Origin of the sequence: Campylobacter sp. RM12651 (assembly GCF_022369475.1) — a bacterium.
Taxonomy (GTDB): domain Bacteria; phylum Campylobacterota; class Campylobacteria; order Campylobacterales; family Campylobacteraceae; genus Campylobacter_E.
In genome coordinates this window covers 843,910-862,631 of sequence record NZ_CP059600.1, presented here as the reverse complement: position 1 = coordinate 862,631, position 18,722 = coordinate 843,910, and the positions used below count along the sequence as shown (strand labels likewise).

20 protein-coding genes are annotated in these 18,722 nt (G+C 27.5%); 5 read left to right on the top strand and 15 right to left on the bottom strand.

Features of this window, described 5'->3' with window-relative positions:
- The first annotated feature begins 3 nt into the window (after positions 1-3).
- The 5 genes from AVBRAN_RS04285 to AVBRAN_RS04265 are packed head-to-tail and all read left to right on the top strand — an operon-like array spanning position 4 to position 4,541.
- The gene (locus AVBRAN_RS04285; RefSeq protein ID WP_239803639.1) at positions 4-1,233 is read left to right on the top strand and encodes a pitrilysin family protein; all 1,230 of its coding nucleotides are present in this window, start codon (positions 4-6) and stop codon (positions 1,231-1,233) included.
- A complete protein-coding gene (gene dapA / locus AVBRAN_RS04280; RefSeq protein WP_214117734.1) occupies positions 1,230-2,123 on the top strand; it encodes a 4-hydroxy-tetrahydrodipicolinate synthase in 894 nt (297 codons plus the stop codon). The genes AVBRAN_RS04285 and dapA overlap by 4 nt, the downstream gene beginning before the upstream one ends.
- Positions 2,123-2,905: an enoyl-ACP reductase gene (locus tag AVBRAN_RS04275; RefSeq protein WP_214117735.1), complete on the top strand. Its 783-nt coding sequence runs from the start codon at positions 2,123-2,125 to the stop codon at positions 2,903-2,905. The genes dapA and AVBRAN_RS04275 overlap by 1 nt, the downstream gene beginning before the upstream one ends.
- The gene (gene pgsA, locus AVBRAN_RS04270; protein WP_214117756.1) at positions 2,905-3,444 is read left to right on the top strand and encodes a CDP-diacylglycerol--glycerol-3-phosphate 3-phosphatidyltransferase; all 540 of its coding nucleotides are present in this window, start codon (positions 2,905-2,907) and stop codon (positions 3,442-3,444) included. The genes AVBRAN_RS04275 and pgsA overlap by 1 nt, the downstream gene beginning before the upstream one ends.
- Positions 3,441-4,541, top strand: a complete 1,101-nt coding sequence (locus AVBRAN_RS04265; RefSeq protein ID WP_239803638.1) for a site-2 protease family protein — start codon at positions 3,441-3,443, stop codon at positions 4,539-4,541. Before pgsA ends, AVBRAN_RS04265 begins: the two co-directional genes overlap by 4 nt.
- Before the next feature lie 352 nt (positions 4,542-4,893).
- Here the strand turns inward: AVBRAN_RS04265 and AVBRAN_RS04260 are convergent, their stop codons facing one another.
- From AVBRAN_RS04260 to AVBRAN_RS04190, 15 genes are all read right to left on the bottom strand, one after another.
- Positions 4,894-5,952, bottom strand: a complete 1,059-nt coding sequence (locus tag AVBRAN_RS04260; protein ID WP_214117737.1) for a GGDEF domain-containing protein — start codon at positions 5,950-5,952, stop codon at positions 4,894-4,896.
- Positions 5,921-6,715 carry an ABC transporter ATP-binding protein gene (locus tag AVBRAN_RS04255; protein WP_239803637.1) on the bottom strand — a complete coding sequence of 265 codons (795 nt, stop codon included), beginning with the start codon at positions 6,713-6,715 and terminating at the stop codon, positions 5,921-5,923. Before AVBRAN_RS04255 ends, AVBRAN_RS04260 begins: the two co-directional genes overlap by 32 nt.
- Positions 6,708-7,754 carry an iron ABC transporter permease gene (locus AVBRAN_RS04250; protein WP_239803636.1) on the bottom strand — a complete coding sequence of 349 codons (1,047 nt, stop codon included), beginning with the start codon at positions 7,752-7,754 and terminating at the stop codon, positions 6,708-6,710. Before AVBRAN_RS04250 ends, AVBRAN_RS04255 begins: the two co-directional genes overlap by 8 nt.
- Complete coding sequence (locus tag AVBRAN_RS04245) at positions 7,741-8,832, bottom strand: ABC transporter substrate-binding protein (RefSeq protein WP_239803635.1); 1,092 nt, start codon at positions 8,830-8,832, stop codon at positions 7,741-7,743. Before AVBRAN_RS04245 ends, AVBRAN_RS04250 begins: the two co-directional genes overlap by 14 nt.
- 62 nt (positions 8,833-8,894) lie before the next feature.
- On the bottom strand, positions 8,895-9,656 hold the full coding sequence (locus tag AVBRAN_RS04240; protein ID WP_214117741.1) for a MetQ/NlpA family ABC transporter substrate-binding protein: 762 nt from the start codon (positions 9,654-9,656) through the stop codon (positions 8,895-8,897).
- Positions 9,657-9,665: 9 nt separating this feature from the next.
- On the bottom strand, positions 9,666-10,436 hold the full coding sequence (locus AVBRAN_RS04235; protein WP_239803634.1) for a MetQ/NlpA family ABC transporter substrate-binding protein: 771 nt from the start codon (positions 10,434-10,436) through the stop codon (positions 9,666-9,668).
- Positions 10,437-10,445: 9 nt separating this feature from the next.
- A complete protein-coding gene (locus tag AVBRAN_RS04230; RefSeq protein ID WP_214117743.1) occupies positions 10,446-11,186 on the bottom strand; it encodes a methionine ABC transporter permease in 741 nt (246 codons plus the stop codon).
- Entirely contained in the window at positions 11,183-12,133 is a 951-nt protein-coding gene (locus AVBRAN_RS04225) for a methionine ABC transporter ATP-binding protein (protein WP_214117744.1), read from the bottom strand. Before AVBRAN_RS04225 ends, AVBRAN_RS04230 begins: the two co-directional genes overlap by 4 nt.
- 276 nt (positions 12,134-12,409) lie before the next feature.
- A complete protein-coding gene (gene cmoA, locus AVBRAN_RS04220; RefSeq protein WP_214117745.1) occupies positions 12,410-13,120 on the bottom strand; it encodes a carboxy-S-adenosyl-L-methionine synthase CmoA in 711 nt (236 codons plus the stop codon).
- Positions 13,110-13,979, bottom strand: a complete 870-nt coding sequence (locus AVBRAN_RS04215; RefSeq protein WP_239803633.1) for a bifunctional riboflavin kinase/FAD synthetase — start codon at positions 13,977-13,979, stop codon at positions 13,110-13,112. The genes cmoA and AVBRAN_RS04215 overlap by 11 nt, the downstream gene beginning before the upstream one ends.
- On the bottom strand, positions 13,951-14,646 hold the full coding sequence (locus AVBRAN_RS04210; RefSeq protein WP_239803632.1) for a TlyA family RNA methyltransferase: 696 nt from the start codon (positions 14,644-14,646) through the stop codon (positions 13,951-13,953). Before AVBRAN_RS04210 ends, AVBRAN_RS04215 begins: the two co-directional genes overlap by 29 nt.
- Positions 14,643-16,574, bottom strand: a complete 1,932-nt coding sequence (gene ligA / locus AVBRAN_RS04205) for an NAD-dependent DNA ligase LigA (RefSeq protein WP_239803631.1) — start codon at positions 16,572-16,574, stop codon at positions 14,643-14,645. Before ligA ends, AVBRAN_RS04210 begins: the two co-directional genes overlap by 4 nt.
- A complete protein-coding gene (gene folP / locus AVBRAN_RS04200) occupies positions 16,571-17,680 on the bottom strand; it encodes a dihydropteroate synthase (protein ID WP_239803630.1) in 1,110 nt (369 codons plus the stop codon). Before folP ends, ligA begins: the two co-directional genes overlap by 4 nt.
- A complete protein-coding gene (locus AVBRAN_RS04195; RefSeq protein ID WP_214117750.1) occupies positions 17,667-18,245 on the bottom strand; it encodes a DNA polymerase III subunit delta' in 579 nt (192 codons plus the stop codon). The genes folP and AVBRAN_RS04195 overlap by 14 nt, the downstream gene beginning before the upstream one ends.
- The gene (locus tag AVBRAN_RS04190) at positions 18,242-18,721 is read right to left on the bottom strand and encodes a HobA family DNA replication regulator (RefSeq protein WP_239803629.1); all 480 of its coding nucleotides are present in this window, start codon (positions 18,719-18,721) and stop codon (positions 18,242-18,244) included. Before AVBRAN_RS04190 ends, AVBRAN_RS04195 begins: the two co-directional genes overlap by 4 nt.
- Position 18,722: the final 1 nt, after the last annotated feature.

The following is an 18,722-nucleotide window of genomic DNA, read 5'->3' as shown; positions in this document are numbered from 1 at the left end:
AAAATGAATATAGAAAGTAAAGTATTAAAAAATGGCTTAAAAATTTATGCCATAAATCTAAATGATAATTCAGGTGTAGCTAGTGTAAATATCTTTTATAAAGTAGGCTCAAGTTATGAAGAATTAGGCAAAAGCGGTATAGCACATTTGCTAGAACACTTATCTTTTAAAAGCACAAAAACTCATAAGGCTGGAGAATTTGATGAGATAATAAAAGCATTAGGTGGAGTAAATAATGCTTGCACTAGTTTTGATTACACTCAATATTATGTAAATATCGCAAATATTCATATTAAAAGGGTTTTAGAATTATATTCTAGTATGATGAGTGAGTTATTGTTTAATAAAGATGAGTTTTATAAAGAAAGAGATGTAGTCCTTGAAGAAGAGAGATTAAGAGTAGGAAATGATGCTTTTGGGTATTTATATAATGCTATTTATAATTACGCTTTTATAAAGACTAGTTATCATTGGACGCCGATTGGATTTGCTGATGATATAGCAAATCTTACACCTAAAATTGTAAAAGAATTTTATACTAAATTCTATGCACCAAATAATGCTTGTATAGTAATTAGCGGTGATTTAGCTAATATTGATATTTTTGGTATGTGCGAAGAGATTTTTAGTAAAAAATCAGCAAAAAAAATCACACAAAATAAAGTATATGAGCCAGATAGAACAGGTCTAAAAGAAATAGAACTTAGTTTTCCTAATCTAAATTCTAATATTTTTGCTTGTGCTTATAAAATACCTGCATTTAATCACGAAGATTTTGAGTATTTAAAGGCTATTTCAATATTTTTAAATCTTGATAAAAACTCAATTATAAAAAATAAAATGATAAATGAATATAATCTATGTGCTGATTTGGACTTTTACGCACAAAGCTCTAAGAATGAAAATTTATTTATAATTTTTGGAGTTTGTAATGATTTAGTAAATACAAAATCAGCAATAAAGCAACTAAAAAAATTAATTAATCAAACAAAATTTAATAAATTTGATACAAGAACAATTTATAATCAATTAGAATTAAGCATAAATCAAGTAAAATCCAACCCAAGTGCTTTAGCGAGTGGAATTGGTAAATTTGAATGTTTTGGAGATGTAAATGTATTTTTAAATTCTCTAACTTCAAAAGAATTAGATTATAAAATTTTAAACCAAGTTTTTAAAAAATATCTAAAAGATGACAATTTAACTCAAATAATTTTAAAGGAGAAAGTATGAAAAAAGAAATAATAGGTGCAATGACAGCTTTAATAACACCATTTAAAAATGATAAAATTGATGAACTTAGTTATGAAAAGCTAGTTAAAAGACAAATAGCAAATGGAATTGATGCCGTAGTTCCTGTTGGAACCACAGGAGAAAGCCCAACTTTAACTCACGAAGAGCATAAAAGATGTATAGAAATCGCAGTAAGTGTTTGTAAAGGAACAAATACTAAGGTTTTAGCAGGTGCAGGTTCAAACGCAACTCACGAAGCAATATCTTTAGCAAAATTTGCTCAAGAGTGTGGAGCTGATGGGATTTTAAGCATTACTCCATATTATAATAAACCTATGCAAAGTGGATTATATAAACACTATGAAGCTATTGCTAAATCAATTGATATTCCTATTATGCTTTATAATGTTCCAGGAAGAACAGGTTGTGAAATAGCTAGTCAAACTATAATTGAACTTTTTAGAAATTGTCCTAATATTTACGGAGTAAAAGAAGCAAGTGGAAATATAGATAAATGCGTAGATTTATTAGCAAACGAGCCAAAACTAAGACTTGTAAGTGGAGAAGATAGTATAAATTATCCTATTTTAAGCAATGGTGGTAGTGGTGTAATTAGCGTTACTTCAAATCTTTTACCAAATGAAATTGCTAATTTAACTCACGAAGCTTTAAAAGAAAACTATAAAAATGCAAAATCTATTAACGATAAACTTTATAATATAAATAAGATTTTATTTTGTGAGAGCAACCCAATTCCAATAAAAGCAGCAATGTTTATAGCAGGATTACTTCCTAGTCTTGAATATCGTTTGCCACTTTGCGCTCCTAGTAAAGAAAATCTAAAAAGAATAGAAGAAGTTATGAAAAATTATGATATAAAAGGATTTTAATGCAAGAGATTAATTTTAAAGATAAAGTATTAGTAATAAGCGGTGGAACTCGTGGTATAGGTAAGGCTATTGTGTATGAATTTGCAAAAGCAGGTTGTAATGTTGCATTTACTTATAATTCAAACGAACAAATCGCACAAGAAATCGTTGCTGATATTGAAAAAACTTACAAAGTTAAAGCTAAATGCTATCCATTTGATATACTTGAGCCTGAAACTTATAAAGATTTATTTTTAAAAATTGATGAAGATTTTGATAGAGTTGATTTCTTTATCTCAAATGCAATTATTACAGGTCGTGCAGTTGTAGGTGGATATACTAAGTTTATGAAACTTAAACCTCGTGGAATTAATAATATCTTTACAGCTACCGTTAATGCTTTTGTTTGTGGTGCTCAAGAAGCAGCTAAGAGAATGGAAAAAGTTGGCGGCGGAAGTATTATTTCAATTTCTAGCACAGGGAATTTAGTTCATATTGAAAACTATGCAGGTCATGGAACTGCTAAAGCAGCTGTTGAAGCAATGGCTAGATATGCAGCAACTGAATTAGGCGAGAAAAATATCCGTGTAAATGTTGTAAGTGGTGGTCCAATTGATACTGATGCTCTAAAAGCATTTACTAATTATGAAGAAGTAAAACAAGCTACAATGAATTTAAGCCCATTAAATCGTATGGGGCAACCTGAAGATTTAGCAGGTGCTTGTTTATTCTTATGCACCGATAAAGCTAGTTGGGTTACAGGACATACATTTATTGTAGATGGTGGAACAACATTCAAGTGATGAATTTACCTAATCTTTTGGCTAGTGCTAGGATAGTCCTAGCACCAATTTTATTTATATTATTAACGCACTCAAATGTGTTGGTTAATACTCACAATATACATATTTCTTGGATAAATTATTTAGCAGCTCTTATTTTTACTATTGCTTCTATAACTGATTTTTTTGATGGATATATTGCAAGGTCTTGGAATCAAAAAACAATTTTAGGAGAGATTTTAGACCCTTTAGCTGATAAAATGCTTACTTTAGCAGCGTTTTTAGGGCTTATGATGATGGGAAGGGTTAATGAAATTCTAGTTTATTTTATATTAGTTCGTGAGTTTTTTATAACTGGTTTAAGAGTTATGATAGTAGCTGATGGACTTAAAATCGCTGCAAATATGAGTGGTAAAATCAAAACAACATTTCAAATGTTAGCAATTGGATTTTTACTAATGGATTGGTGGGGAAAAGATATTTTATTTTATTTATGTTTTTTCTTTACTATTTATTCTGGGGCTATTTATGTAATAGAATACGCTAAGGCAAAAAAATGAAGAATATAATTCTCACTTTTATTGTTTTAGCTTTTTGCTTTTGGCATTATGGGGCTAGTTTTTTAGGCACTATTTTAATACTTTCTTTTTTGATATTTTTTCATGAATTAGGGCATTTTTTAGCTGCAAAATACTTTAAAGTTAGAGTTTTAACATTTAGCATAGGGTTTGGAAAGCCAATTTATGTGAAGCATTATAAAGGCACTGATTATCAAATATCAAGCGTGTTTTTAGGTGGATATGTCAAGATGAAAGGTCAAGATGATAGCGACCCTACTCTTAAAAATTATGATTATGATAGCTATTCGGTATTACACCCATTTAAAAAGATTTTAATTCTTTTTGCAGGTCCATTTTTTAACCTACTTTTAGCATTTTTAATCTATATAAGTTTAGGTTTTATAGGAGTTGAAAGGCTTAGTCCGACTATTGGTGCGCTTAGCGAATATGCTGATACAAAACTAAAAGTAAATGATAAAATATTAGAAATCAATGGCACTAAAATTAATAATTTTTACGATATAAAACCACTCGTAAATGATAGTAGTATTAATGTAAAAGTATTAAGAAATAATGAAATTTTAGAACTTGATATTAAAACTTACGAAGGCAAAACTCAAAATATTTTCGGAGAAATCATCACAAAACCACTATTAGGAATTGTGCCTAAAAATGAGACTTTTATAGAATATCATAGAGATTTTAGTGTATTTGCTTGGGCTTTTAAAGAGAGTTTAGATGGAGCTTTTTTAATACTTGAAGGTCTTAAAAAATTAATATTAGCCGAAGTTAGCCCTAAAAATATAGGTGGAATTATAAGCATAGCCGACACAACTACAATGGCTACTACACTTGGAATTTCAAAACTGCTAATAATCACGGCTTTATTATCAATTAATCTTGGGATTTTAAACCTATTACCTATTCCTGTGCTTGATGGCGGGCATATAGTTTTTAATTTATATGAGTTAGTTTTTAAAAGAGAAGTAAATCAAAAAGTATTTATTACACTTAGTTATATTGGAATGTTTTTATTATTTTCTTTAATGATATTTGCTACATTTAATGATATAACAAGAATTATTGAAAACCAATAAAGTATTATATTTTATTGGTTTTTTTAATTCTAATAATTAATTAAAGCTCACTCTAGATATTGTGCTTAATTCAAATCTCTAATTTACTTACAATATTTTTAATTAAACTAGACTTCTTATTCTTGTAGTTTTTCTTTATATGAGTTAGTTTTTAAAAGAGAAGTAAATCAAAAAGTATTTATTACACTTAGTTATATTGGAATGTTTTTATTATTTTCTTTAATGATATTTGCTGCATTTAATGATATAACAAGAATTATTGAAAACCAATAAAGTATTATATTTTATTGGTTTTTTAATTCTAATAATTAAAGCTCACTAGATAAAACTAGGCAAAACTTACATAATTTTATTATTCTTCAACACTCACTACGCATTTATTTTTACCCGTATTCTTGCCAAGATACAAATTCTTATCAGCGATTTCAAATAGTTGCTTATAATCTTTTTGATTAAAATTAGCTATATATCCACCTATTGTAATACTTATTGTTTCTTGCAAATCACTTATCTTTAATTTAAACACTTCTTCTCTAATGTCATTTAAAAATATTTCAGCATCTTTTTTATTATCAATATCTGCAATGATTAAAAATTCTTCCCCACCCCATCTACAAATATTAATATTAAAATCAGAATATTTTTTATACTTATTGATTAAAACTATAGCCAACATTTTTAGCACAATATCTCCGGTTTGGTGACCATAAGTATCATTTATATGTTTAAAATTATCAATATCACATACCGCAATTAAAATTCTTTGTTTGTTATATTTTGATAACACAACATCTTCCATATATTTTCTATTATATAAACCTGTTAAAAAATCTTTATATACAATTTGAGCTAAATCGTTAATTTTTTTACTAGGAATAACGGTTACCAATACACCATAAACCACTAAAAATACCAATAAAACCGCTAAATTGATTGGATAAAGAACAATATTTGCATTTTTATATTCGTTAATTTCAAAAAATTTATCACTATGTAGCACAATAGAATCTGCTTGAAAATAACTAAGATAAATTAAAAAAATAATTAAAATTGTTGATACAAAACAGGTGCTTTTCTTAAAAAATAAAAATTGCACAAGTATCAAACAACATAATAACAAGTCAAATCCACTAGCACTACCTAAGTAATAAATTGCGATTAGCTGATGGATTAAAACTTCAAAATATACAACGGCATAATAAATTTTTATTTTATCGCTACTAAAATTTGTAATTATTAATACATAAATTAAGGTTGAGACTATATTTACATAAAATAGCTCATATATTTTCATATAATAAAATATAAACAAAAAGGACACATGTAAAATTGTCGCCAAAAGTATGATTAAATAAATATAATCATAAAAATTAATCAGTCTAGATATTAACTGCTTGATTTGAGTTGTCATAATTTTCCTTGTTTAATGAACCTAATATTTGAATAAATTTCTTGTTTTCAACTATACTTAAATTTGCCTTGATTTCATAAATTTCTCGTATTAAATCAAGTGTAATAACATCGTTAATCTTTCCATTTTTATAAACCTTGTTGTTGTGTAAAAAAATTGCTTCATCACAATATAAACTCGCTAAATTTAAATCATGTAAAACAACTATGCTTATTAAATCATTTTCAATTGTAATCTTTTTTAAAGCTTCTAATAAAATACATTGGTGTTTAATATCTAATGCACTTACAGGCTCATCAAGTAATAAAATACTTGGGTTTTTAAGCAAAACTTGAGCAAAAGCTATCATTTGTCTTTGACCGCCAGATAAATCTTTAATATTAATATTAGCAAGATGCGAAATTTTAAATTCCTTTAAAACATTAACTGCTTTATTTAAAATTTCATCACTTACTTTTAAACCTAATTCATTATAAGCACCTAGTAAAACTACTTCTAAAGCACTAAGGTTTGTATGAGTATGAAAACTTTGTAACATATAACCTATATTGCTTTGCCATTTTTTAATATTATCTGAATTAATATTACGATAAGTCATATTATGTTTTTTATCAAGTTGAAAAATAGCATCTAACAATGTGCTTTTACCTACACCATTAGCACCTAAAATAGCATAAATTTTACCTGATTTAAATTCTAGGTTGATATTATTTAAAATAGTCTTATTTCCTTTTTTAATACTTAGATTATTAATTTTAAGCATTTTTATTCCTTAATATAATAAAAAAGAAAAAAGGAACACCAATAAAAGAAGTTACTATTCCTATTGGAAATAAACTACCAGGAATTATCAATTTTGAAACACTAGAAGCTAAACTTAAAAATAAAGCTCCTATTATCATTGAAGCTGGTAAGAAAAATCTTTGATCTTCTCCTATAATAAGCCTTGCGATATGTGGCGCAACAAGACCTATAAAACCTATAACGCCCACAAAAGAAATAGCAACAGAACTAACAAAAGAAACACATAATAAAACTTTAATTCTTAAATATACTAAATTAACCCCTAAAACTTTAGCATTTTTCTCTCCAAGTCTAAATACACTTAAAGCCCAATTGTCTTTTAATAAAATTAAATAGCAAAATAAAGTAACCAAAAAGACTATTAAAATATTCATATAATTAGCTTTTTGCAAACTTCCAAATAACCAAAATAATATTTGTTGAGATACTTCAGGACTTGATAAAAATTGCACTAAAGATAAAAAAGACTGAAATAAAAACAATAAAGCAATACCAACTAAAACTAAACTTTGAGTGTTGTATTTGTTATTTTTAGCAAACATAAATAATATTGCAGAGCTTAACAAACTAGCACAAAATGCTCCTAATGGAATGCTAATAAAAGAACTTATAAAACTTACATTAAATGCAATCACTAATGAAGCTCCAAATCCAGCTGCAGCACTAAGACCTAAAGTATATGGACTAGCTAAAGAATTATTTAAAATAGTTTGCATCAAAGCTCCGCCAAGTCCTAATGAAGCTCCGACAACAAGTGCCATTAATGCCATAGGTAATCTTAAATTATAAACAATATTAACGAAATTCTTTTGTATATCTATATCAAGTGCTTTAGATAACAAAGCTTTACATACAATAATTAAATCAAGTTGAGCTGGTCCTGTAGAAATATCTAGTATAAAAAATACTAATGCTAATAAAAAAGAGATTAGTAAAAATCCCAATCTCTTATAAACAATTGCTTTATATGAAAGAATTTCTCTATTAAAATTTCTCATCATCAAGCTTTAACATAAAAGTTCCATCAGGAATAATTGACAAATATTTCTTATGATAATTAATATAATCATCACTTGGATTAATATCGCTAAACAACTCAGGGTAAGCAGCTTTTGCTACAAATTCTAACATAAAAATATCCCCCAAAGTCCTTAGCATACTATGATAACCACCATAAATTCTATGATTTTTTACTGCGTTTAAATCTTGCCAAGTAGTTCTATTAGAAAATCCTCTTAATCTAGTATTTGCTTCATCAAAACTAATATTATTACCCATTACCATTGAAGTTTTATTTTTCTTAAGCTCACTTTCACGACCTGCTATAATAATTACTTCAGGGTCTTGAACTATGATTTCTTCAGGATTAATAGCTCCCCAAGTCTTAATAAGCCCATCAGCAATACTCTTAGCATTTGCTTTATCAATCAAACTTCCCCACATATAATGTGAATATGTAACTCCATTATCACTAGGGCCATTAATTCCGTATTCTATATAAACTTTTACTTTATTTTTAATATCTTTAGTTCTTGTTTGAATTAATTCTAAACGACTTTTATAATCATTCATAATTTCTTCAGCTCTTTTTTCTTGGTTGGTTAAAATTCCAAAAATTTTAGTGCTTATCTCGTGGTTTTGTAATTTTCCTTCGTGATAATCTACTACTATTATTGGGATATTTGCTAGTTTAATTGGATTTAAAGTATCTTTTAATGTATCATATTGCCATTTAGCTAAAACTAATACATCAGGTTCTAATTCTAATATTTTTTCAATTGACAATGTACCTGATTCTGCTTCACCAAAATCTGCAATTTTGTCTAAATTAGGCATTACATCTAAATACATTTGCCAAGAAATTGGACTCCATTCACTCCAAACTGCTTTTGAAAAACCAACAACCTTATCAAATGATTTTTCTCCACCAACTGCTAAAAAATCTGTATAGTAAAAACCTAAAGCTATTCTGTTAACTGGGGTATTTAAAGTAATTTCGTTTCCTGTTACATCTTTGAAAGTAATTTCCTTAGCAAACAAGCTAAATGATAATAAAAATAGTAGAATAAATCTCAACACTTCTCCTTAAATTTTAAAGAAATAAAAAAAGGAATTTGCCAAAAGCAAATTCCTAATCATTAAAATGCTGGGATTATAGCACCTTTAAATTGCTCTTCAAGTATCTTCTTAATTTTTTCTGTTTTTATAACCTTTATTAAAGCTTTTACCCCTTCATTATTTTCATTGCCTTTTTTAACAGCAATAACATTTACATAAGGGCTATTTAAATCTTCTAATATTATAGAATCCTTTGTAGGATTTAACTTCGCTGCTAATGCATAATTTGTATTAATTACAGCCAAATCACACTCATCTAAAACTCTTGGAACCTGTGCAGCTTCTAACTCTTTTATATCAAGATTTAAAGGATTTTCCGTAATATCAATAACGCTTCTAAATTTTACTTCCTTATTTGTCTTAATAAGTCCAGCTGCTTCAAGTATGTCTAAAGCCCTACTTTCATTTGTTGGGTCATTTGGGATATATACTAAAGCATTATTTTTTAATTCTTTAATATCTTTTACCTTTTTTGAATATGCCGCCATTGGAGGTAAAAACACATTAGCAACCGCTACTAAATCAGTGCCTTTACTCTCGTTAAAGTCTTCTAAAAAAGGCTTATGTTGATACATATTAGCGTCTAATTCCCCATCATTTAATGCAAGATTTGGCAGAATATAATCATTAAATTCTACAACTTTTAACTCATATCCAAGCTCTTTTAAATCATCTTTTACATTTTCTAAAATAGTAGCATTTGGATATGGGGTAATCCCTACTCTTAAAATTTCCGCACTAGCGTATAAACAAAATGCTAAACTTAAAGCTAATTTTTTCATATTTTCTCCTTAAAAACTTGGGATTATTTCGCCCTTATATTTTTCTTCTATAAATTTTTTAATTCTTGCATCATTTATAGAATCAACTAAAACCTTTGTCTTATCACTATTAATATTATCAGTCTTAACTACTAAAACATTAGTATATGGACTATATTTACCCTCAATAATTACCGCATCTTTTGTAGGATTTAACTTCGCTGCTAATGCGTAATTTGAATTAATCACAGCTAAATCGCACTCATCTAAAACTCTTGGTAATTGTGCAGCTTCTAACTCTTTTATATCAAGATTTTTAGGGTTTTTTACGATATCTAGTGGAGTTTTTAGCTCTACATTTTTATCAAGTTCAATAAGCCCTGCAGCTTCAAGTATATCTAAAGCCCTACTTTCATTTGTTGGGTCATTTGGAATATAAATTAAAGCCTTATCTCCTAAATCTTTAATATCTTTAATCTTTTTAGAATATGCTCCCATTGGCTCAAGATGAACTGGTGCAACTGGAGTTAATTTTGTTCCTTTTTGCTTATTGAACTCATCTAAATATGGTTTATGTTGGAAAAAGTTTGCATCTATTTCGCCATCATCAACCGCTAGATTTGGCAATACATAGTCATTAAACTCAACGATTTTTAACTCGTGCCCTTTTTCTTTAACAATTTTTGCAACTTCTTCTAAAATTTCAGCATGTGGAACAGGCGTTGCACCTACACTAATAACATCAGCAAATAAATTTGCACTTAAAGCTAAACAAGCAGCTAAACTAAACAATCTTTTCATAATATCTCCTTAAATAAAATTTCCTGAATAAATAAATAAAATAACTAAAGCTAAAATTGAAATATAAAGATATTTATCCTTACCTTTTCTTAAAGCTTTTTCAACTAAATCCCCCCAAATCTGAACGATTTGAACCAATACAATCAAAACGATAACCGTTTCTACCATAATATCTGTTTTAAATCTTTGATAACCATAGCGATTAGCAACATCGCCAAGTCCTCCACCTCCTACAATTCCTGCCATTGCACTATATCCAATGACTACTATTAAAGTAAGCGTTGCTGCATTAATTAACGCCGGTAACGCTTCATACAATACGACCTTAAAAATAATTTGTATTCTACTAGCACCATAACTCTTAGCTGCTTCAATTATTCCGTAATCTACTTCATTTAAAGCACTTTGCACTAATTTTGCAATAAATGGAGCAATTCCAATTGTAAGTGGCACAATAGCAGCTGTTGTTCCTATGCTTTTTCCTATTAAAAACTTTGTAAAAGGAATTAAAGCAATAATTAATACTAAAAACGGAAAAGAACGGAATATATTCACTACAAAATCAAGCACTCTATAAAAGCCTAAATTCTCATACAAACCACCCTTTTTACTAACAAAAAGAAATATTCCTAAAACAAGTCCTAGTGCAAAACCAATAATAGTAGCACTAATACTCATATATAAAGTCTCTTTTAATGCAGGATATAAAATCTTGTCAAAATGACTTAAAAAATTATCAAAATAATTCATACTTCCTCCCATAAAACGCCACTTTTATTAATATATTCACACACTCTTTGTTTATCACTTGGATTAATATTTATAATAAGTGAGCCAAGTGCAATATCATTTAGCTTTTCAATTTTTCCCCAAACTATTGAAAAATCAATATTAAGCTCTCTTGCCATTTTAGAAATTACTCCATCAAGTGCTACTTCTTTAGGGAAAATTAATCTTATATTAAGCCCACTTTCTGGCACACAATCACTCTCATCTAAGAATTCTCTCATCTTCTTACTTGGTTTTAAAAATATTTCGCTAATTTCTCCATTGCCAATGATTTCTCCACCACTTAATAAACAAGCCTTATCAGCTACTCTTTTAACAGCGTCCATTTCATGAGTTACTAATACAACGCTAATGCCTAAATCTTTATTAATTTGCTTTAATAAATCTAAGATTTGATTAGTAGTAGCAGGATCAAGCGCACTAGTTGCTTCATCACTTAATAAAATCTTAGGATTTAGTGCAAGTGCTCTTGCTATTGCAATTCTTTGCTTTTGACCACCACTAAGATTTGCAGGATATGAATTAGCCTTATCGCTTAATCCAACCAAATCAAGCAATTCTTTAACCCTTTTATCTACATTATCTTTTTTATGTAAAAGTAAAGGCATTGCAATATTTTCATAAGCACTCTTTCTACCCATTAAAGCAAAATGTTGAAAAATCATTCCAACTTCGGTTCTTAATTTTCTTAACTCTTCTTCTTTAAGGTCTTTAATTTCTTGATTAAATACTTTTAATGAACCTGCTTGATAGCTTTCAAGTGCATTTATACATCTTAAAAGTGTGCTTTTACCAGCTCCACTTTGTCCGACAATCGCATAAATCTCGCCCTTTTTAATATCAAGACTTACATCGTTTATTACGCAAGTATTTCCGTAATACTTTTTAAGATTTTTAATTTCAATCATAACTTTCCTTAAAATTTAATTTAAAGAAAAATAAAAATTTTTGAGAGTTTTGTAAGTTGCAAAAATATTTTATCTTTCTTTTTTAGCTTGCTTGCTTTAATATAATTAATTTGCGTCTAGCTAAAAAAGAAAGTCTTTAAAAGCCAGACGCTAGCGCATCTGCATCATCATTTAAAATCCTTTGTTTAAAAATATTTGTTGATTAAAGCAAAAAATATTTTTGATGTCAAGATATTTTTAAAATAATTTTATATTATTTGTTACATTTCGTAACATTTAAAGCTTAAAAGCTATAAAAGAGCAAAAATTTGCCCACCTAAAAAAGCAATCAATTTGCTTAAAATTAGCATTGCTTAAAATTTTTATATTTTCATCATAAGTAAAAGGTATTAAAACATTTTCTAAAGCAGCTCTTTTTTGAGCTATTTCATATCTTGAATATCCTTGCAATTCCTTATAATTTTCGTAAATATCAATTATATTTTTTTGTAAAATTTTATTTTCATAAAGCACTTTTTCACATAAAATAAAAATCCCATTCTTATTTAATAACTTATATATTTTTTGTAATAAATCTTCTCTTAAAAGTGGTCTAATAAAATGCAAGGTATAAGAACAAATTATCGCATCAAAACTATCATTAAGACTTAAAATATCTTCTATATTTTTATTAATCAAATTAATTTTAACACCTAAATCACTGGCCTTAATTCTAGCCCTATTTAGCATTTGCTCTGAATTATCAAGCCCAAAAAGCTCTAAATCATCTCTTTTTGAAAGTGCTAAAAGTGTATTTGCAGTTGAGCAACCTAAATCTAAAACCTTTGCATTTTTTGGCAAAATCTGACTTAGAATTTTAAAAATTAATTCTTGATTTTGCAAATAATACGGCACACTACGAGTAACCATATCATCAAACACACGCACCACTTTTTCATCAAATTCAAATTGTTTTATTAATTCTTCGTTAAAAACTTCATCTTTCATCTTTAGCCTTTAAACTTAGAGCTTTTATGTCTAAGTTAATTTGTTGTTTTAAACTATCAAAATTATCAAATTTTTTATTCTCTCTAAAAAATTCTAAAAACTCTATTTTAATTTTGTGGAATTTAAAATAAGAATTTGAACTATTTAAAATATGCACTTCTAAAGCCGTATTTAAATCAGTTGAGCGTTTGCCTAAAAAAGTAGCTGCAAAATAACACTCATTATCTAAATAAACCTTAGTAAAATAAACTCCTTCTTTTGGTAAAAAATAATTATCATAATCTACATTAATAGTAGGGACAAAAAATTTAGCTCCTAAACCTTGACCTTTGATTTGTCTTCCTTGAATGAAATAATTTCTACCTAAAAATTTATTCACACTTTCTAAATCAGCATTCAATAAACATTCTTTAATCAAACTTGAATGAACGCTTATATTATCTATTTTAAATTCATCTACGATAATACATCGTAGCCCAGAAAATTCTTGCAATTCTTTTGCGTGAGCTTGTCTATTTTTACCAAAATGAAAATCATATCCTGCTACAAAATATTTAAGTTGTGTAAAATTATACATAATATTTTGTGTAAAATTATACGCATTTTCATCTTTTATCTCATCAAGATTTACAAAAAATATTTTGCAATTTAATAATTCTTGCTTATAAATTATCGGAACTAATTCTCTTGTTTTTTTATATATTATTAATAAAGCTCCATTATCATCAAGCCTTTTTATCAGTTCAAAATGCCCTAAATGTAAAGCATCAAAACACCCTATTGCTAAACTTGTAATATTTTCTAAATCACATTTATTTGCTTTTGTTATTTCATTTTGAAAAAGCGTAAAAATATTCATAATTTCCATCTTTTCCGCTAAGTTTTGATTTTGATTTTTTAAGTAAAATCAAACCTAATCTTATTACTTCTTTTTCAAATTCTTCGCAAGATTTAAGCACGGCTTTTTCATCTTTTACCACACCATTTTTAGAACGCTTTACATTAATTCCTACTTCAAATTGTGGTTTAAATAAAATGATTAAATACTTGCTACTTAGTCTTATTAAATCATTTATAATTAATCTAGCTGATATAAAACTTAAATCGCACACAACTATTTTAAACGGAGCTGATTTAAAATCTCTAATATCTGTATTTTCAAATACTTTTACCTTTAGATTTGCTCTTAAACTATTATGCAATTGTTTATCTCCAACATCTACACAAGTAACACTTAAAGCATTATTTTCAAGTAATATTTGGGTAAATCCACCCGTGCTAGAACCAACATCTAAGCAATTAATTCCGCTAATTTCTAACTCAAATTCTTCTAAAAATCCTTTTAATTTATAAGCAGCCCTACTAACATAAACTTCATCTAATAGTTTGCATTCATAATCTTGCAGTATCTTATCACTTGCCTTTTTTACTTCGTTATTGATTAATACTTTTTCATTTTCTAATAATTCTTGAGCTTTATTTCGGCTTATATTTAATTTATTTGCTACAAACAAATCAGCTCTCATAAAAGTGCCTTAAACTCATCTTCATTAAGTATCTTAATGCCTAATTCTTTAGCTTTAGTAAGCTTACTTCCTGCATCATCTCCACACAATAAATAGGAAGTTTTTTTACTAACACTTGAGCTAGTTTTTCCGCCGTTTTCTTTGATTATATTTTCATAATATTCTCTTGGATTACTAAGTGTGCCAGTTATTACAAAAGTCGTATTTGCGAATTTATCACTAGATTTTATATTTGTATTTTTTAGCCTTAAAATCTCATAAAATCTAATAATTAGCTCTTTATTAATCACGCAAAAATTAGCAATAGATTTAGCCATTTGCTCTCCAAATCCATCTAATTTTAAATAATCAATCTCATCTTTTAAATACCAATCAAATCCAAATTCACTAGCAACCTTACTAGCAGCTACTTCTCCAATATGCTCACATCCTAAAGCATTTATAAAACTTGCTAATTCGCAATCTTTTGATTTTTCAATAGAAGTTAAAATATTAGTTATCTTTTTATCAGCAAAACCCTCAAGACCTTGAAAATCTTCGTATTTTAGCTCATAAATACACTCAAATGTGCTGATTTTTTCAAGTTTAAATAACAATTCAATAATTTTATCCCCTAAACCATCTATATTTAGGCATTTTTTACTCGCAAAATATATTAATTGATTTAGCATTTTTGCCTTGCAATTAAGATTTATACATTTAATTAAAGCTCCATCATCTAATAAAGTTTCATTACAAGATGGACAAATTATTGGCTTTGGAATTTTAATTTGTGTGCCATCTCTTCTTTCTTTATAAACACGAGTTAATTTTGGTATAACATCTCCACTTCTAATTATGCTAACGCTATCATTAATCATTAAATCAAGCCTAGTTATCTCATCGTAATTATGTAAAGTTACTGATTTAACTATAGCTCCATCAATATTAGTAGGCTCAAGTGTTCCAACAGGGGTTATTACTCCCGTTCTTCCTACTTGATAACTAACATCAATTAATTTTGTAATTTGCTCTAAAGGTTCAAATTTATAAGCAGCCATAAATTTTGGAAATTTGCTTGTAAATTCAGTGCATTTGCTTAAATCATTTATCCTTAAAACAAAACCATCTAACATCATTTTTTTATTTAATCTATCATTTTGTAAATTCTCATACTCAATTTGCAATTTATTAGCCCTAACAACCTTGCAAAAATCATCTTTTAAAAAACCTAAACTTCTAATAAATTCCATTGCTTCGCTATGCTTTGTAAAACTTAGTGAGTTTTGCCCTATTCCGTGCGGATAAAATTGTAAATTTCTCTTTGCAACTTCGCTTGGTTCTTTAAGTCTTAATGAACCACTTGCAGCATTTCTTGGATTTGAAAATAAGCTTTCATTATTTGCTAATTTTATTTCATTTAACTTCAAAAAATCATCTTTTAAAATAACAATTTCACCCCTAATTTCAATCAATTCTTTATAAGCAATGCTCTTAGGAATTGAAGTAATTTGCATAGCATTTAGAGTAATATCATCGCCTACACTACCATCTCCACGAGTAATTGCGTGAATTAATTTACCATTTTCATAAATTAAGTTTAAACTAGCTCCATCAAATTTTGGCTCAATGAAAAATTCTTCATCTTCTGCTTTTGCTCTTTTTATCCAAGCGTGTAATTCATCTTCATTAAAAACATCTTCCATAGAATACATTCTGCTAAGATGAGCTAATTTATTAAAGCCATCATTTACATCTTTTAGATTGATTGGCAATACTTTTTGCGTTGGAGAATCAGGGCTTATATCATTTGGATTTAAACTCTCATAATCTTTTATTTTTTTCATAAGTGCGTCGTATTCAGCATCACTTGCAAGTGGATTTTCTCCTAAATAATAAGCCTTTGCCCATTTATTTGCTAATTTAATATTTTCTAAATACTCTTTCATATACTTTCCATTTTTTTAAGATAATTTATCATTGCATTTTGCCCTATTACATCATGAACTCTAATATAATCAGCATTTGAATTAGCGTGAGTGATTAAACTTAAAGCTTCTTTATGCTCACCTAAAAATCTTTTATTTGAAGCTGCTAATAAAATAGGTTTATTTAAGGTCTTAAAATGATTTAGATATTTTACTAAAACTAAATTCTCATACTCACTTTTGCCAAAACCTATTCCAACATCAATTATTACTTTACTTTCTATTTCGCTTAATTTATTTAAAAAGAACTCATAAACGCTATCTAAAATAAAGAATTTAGAATTGGAATTTGAGTTGCTTAAGCCAGTATTATTTATATAATTATCAAAATAATTATTTTGTGAGTGCATTAAAATATAAGTAGCGTCGTATTTTAAAGCTAGTTTTGATAGCTTAGTATTAGCACTAATATCATTTATATATTTAAAGCCAATATCAAGAGCATTTGTTAAGCAAATCTCATCAAAACTATCCAAGCTAAAATCTATCTTATCGCATAATTTATGTTCTTTTATTAAATTAAAAATAGGCTTTAATCTATCAAGCTCTAATTTTGCTCCTAAATAAGTAGAATTAGGTCTTGAGCTCATAGCACCTATATCAATAATACTTGCACCATTTTCAATAAACTCATAAGCCTTAGCTAAAAATTCCTTCTCGCTAATCCTAGAACTTTCATAAAAACTATCATCATTAATATTCATAATACCCATAATTTTTGGATATTTTTTGCTTATTTTTAATTCGTTTAAAAATTTACTAAGTCTTATGCAAGAAAACTGCTGCAATTTAAGCTTATTAGCTAAATCCTTTGCATTAATGCTATCAACTAGCAAAATGCTATCGTATTTATACTCTCCACCTAAAATTGTATTTTTATGATTTAAAACAATTGCACCTACGCTAATTGCGTCTTGCTTTAAAATATTTGCAGCGGTTGTACTTATATTTTTTATATAAATTATTTGATGATTACTTCTTTTTAAAAATCTATCTAGTGCAAACTCACTTGAATTAATATCTTTAGCCGAGTTTTCATCTAGTAAATAAAAACTAGCTTCTCTCACGCATTATTCCTAATAATAACCTTGAAATTATAATTTTAGAATTTGAATTAAGCTTTGATAATTCATAGCATTTATAAAATTCTTCTAATAAATCACTACTAATATTTATGCCTTGTTTGTAGCATTCTTTAGCTAATGCACTTATAAATTCACTCAAACTCGCTTTATCAACATCGTAATTTACAATATCTAAATACGACATATTTTTAAGATTTAATTTAATCTCATAATTATTTTTATAATTTTCTAATTTTCTTGAAATTAATCTTGATTTAATAGTTGCTAATAAAAGGTTTTTTGAACTAACTAAAATCTTAAAATACACATTAGCAGGTGGCTCTTCTAGTAGTTTTAGCATATAATTTTGAGCTTGTATGCTATATTCTTTATATGATAATACAAAATATTTATCATATTCTTCAATCAAATAAGCATTTTGCATAATCGCTTTTGCATCATCTAATAAAAACTCATCGCCACTAAAAACCTTGCAGATTTTAGTTTTTTGCCTTAAATCATTTATAAAATCATCAGGGCTTTGAGTGATTATTATCTCACTTCTCAAATCTTAACCTTTGCAAAAATAATAGCGTCTAAACAAGCGTTAATTAATTGAGCAATAGTTATTAGTTTAATATCTAAATGTTCATCACTTGACTTAAGACAAAAAGAATTATCATATTCTTCATCTAATATAAACATTAAGCTATCTTTTTTATTTTTAGCAAGTTTTGCCATTTTTGAACTATCCTTACCAAAATAAATATAAATATAACCATTAGGATATGCTAGACTTAAAACATCATCAAGTAAATCTTCATTCTTATCATAATTATCAAGTTTAAAACCTTTTAAGCTAAAAAATGGCAACAATGGTCTAGCACTTTTTGCATTTACAAGACTTAAAAAATACTCCTCAAACCAAGCTCTTTCATCATCGCAAATTACTATAAAATTTTTCCCATCTAGTAAATAGCTAAGCCTAGAAGATAGCAAAGGGCTTATCTTAAACCTTTCGCTATCTAGCCAACTATAAAGCATA

What these genes read in the sequence shown, in the direction of transcription:
- AVBRAN_RS04285 (WP_239803639.1), top strand. Translation starts at nt 4, where the DNA reads ATGAATATAGAAAGTAAAGTATTAAAAAATGGCTTAAAAATTTATGCC.
- dapA (WP_214117734.1), top strand. Translation starts at nt 1,230, where the DNA reads ATGAAAAAAGAAATAATAGGTGCAATGACAGCTTTAATAACACCATTT.
- AVBRAN_RS04275 (WP_214117735.1), top strand. Translation starts at nt 2,123, where the DNA reads ATGCAAGAGATTAATTTTAAAGATAAAGTATTAGTAATAAGCGGTGGA.
- pgsA (WP_214117756.1), top strand. Translation starts at nt 2,905, where the DNA reads ATGAATTTACCTAATCTTTTGGCTAGTGCTAGGATAGTCCTAGCACCA.
- AVBRAN_RS04265 (WP_239803638.1), top strand. Translation starts at nt 3,441, where the DNA reads ATGAAGAATATAATTCTCACTTTTATTGTTTTAGCTTTTTGCTTTTGG.
- AVBRAN_RS04260 (WP_214117737.1), bottom strand. Translation starts at nt 5,952, where the DNA reads ATGACAACTCAAATCAAGCAGTTAATATCTAGACTGATTAATTTTTAT.
- AVBRAN_RS04255 (WP_239803637.1), bottom strand. Translation starts at nt 6,715, where the DNA reads ATGCTTAAAATTAATAATCTAAGTATTAAAAAAGGAAATAAGACTATT.
- AVBRAN_RS04250 (WP_239803636.1), bottom strand. Translation starts at nt 7,754, where the DNA reads ATGAGAAATTTTAATAGAGAAATTCTTTCATATAAAGCAATTGTTTAT.
- AVBRAN_RS04240 (WP_214117741.1), bottom strand. Translation starts at nt 9,656, where the DNA reads ATGAAAAAATTAGCTTTAAGTTTAGCATTTTGTTTATACGCTAGTGCG.
- AVBRAN_RS04235 (WP_239803634.1), bottom strand. Translation starts at nt 10,436, where the DNA reads ATGAAAAGATTGTTTAGTTTAGCTGCTTGTTTAGCTTTAAGTGCAAAT.
- AVBRAN_RS04230 (WP_214117743.1), bottom strand. Translation starts at nt 11,186, where the DNA reads ATGAATTATTTTGATAATTTTTTAAGTCATTTTGACAAGATTTTATAT.
- AVBRAN_RS04225 (WP_214117744.1), bottom strand. Translation starts at nt 12,133, where the DNA reads ATGATTGAAATTAAAAATCTTAAAAAGTATTACGGAAATACTTGCGTA.
- cmoA (WP_214117745.1), bottom strand. Translation starts at nt 13,120, where the DNA reads ATGAAAGATGAAGTTTTTAACGAAGAATTAATAAAACAATTTGAATTT.
- AVBRAN_RS04215 (WP_239803633.1), bottom strand. Translation starts at nt 13,979, where the DNA reads ATGAATATTTTTACGCTTTTTCAAAATGAAATAACAAAAGCAAATAAA.
- AVBRAN_RS04210 (WP_239803632.1), bottom strand. Translation starts at nt 14,646, where the DNA reads ATGAGAGCTGATTTGTTTGTAGCAAATAAATTAAATATAAGCCGAAAT.
- ligA (WP_239803631.1), bottom strand. Translation starts at nt 16,574, where the DNA reads ATGAAAGAGTATTTAGAAAATATTAAATTAGCAAATAAATGGGCAAAG.
- AVBRAN_RS04190 (WP_239803629.1), bottom strand. Translation starts at nt 18,721, where the DNA reads ATGCTTTATAGTTGGCTAGATAGCGAAAGGTTTAAGATAAGCCCTTTG.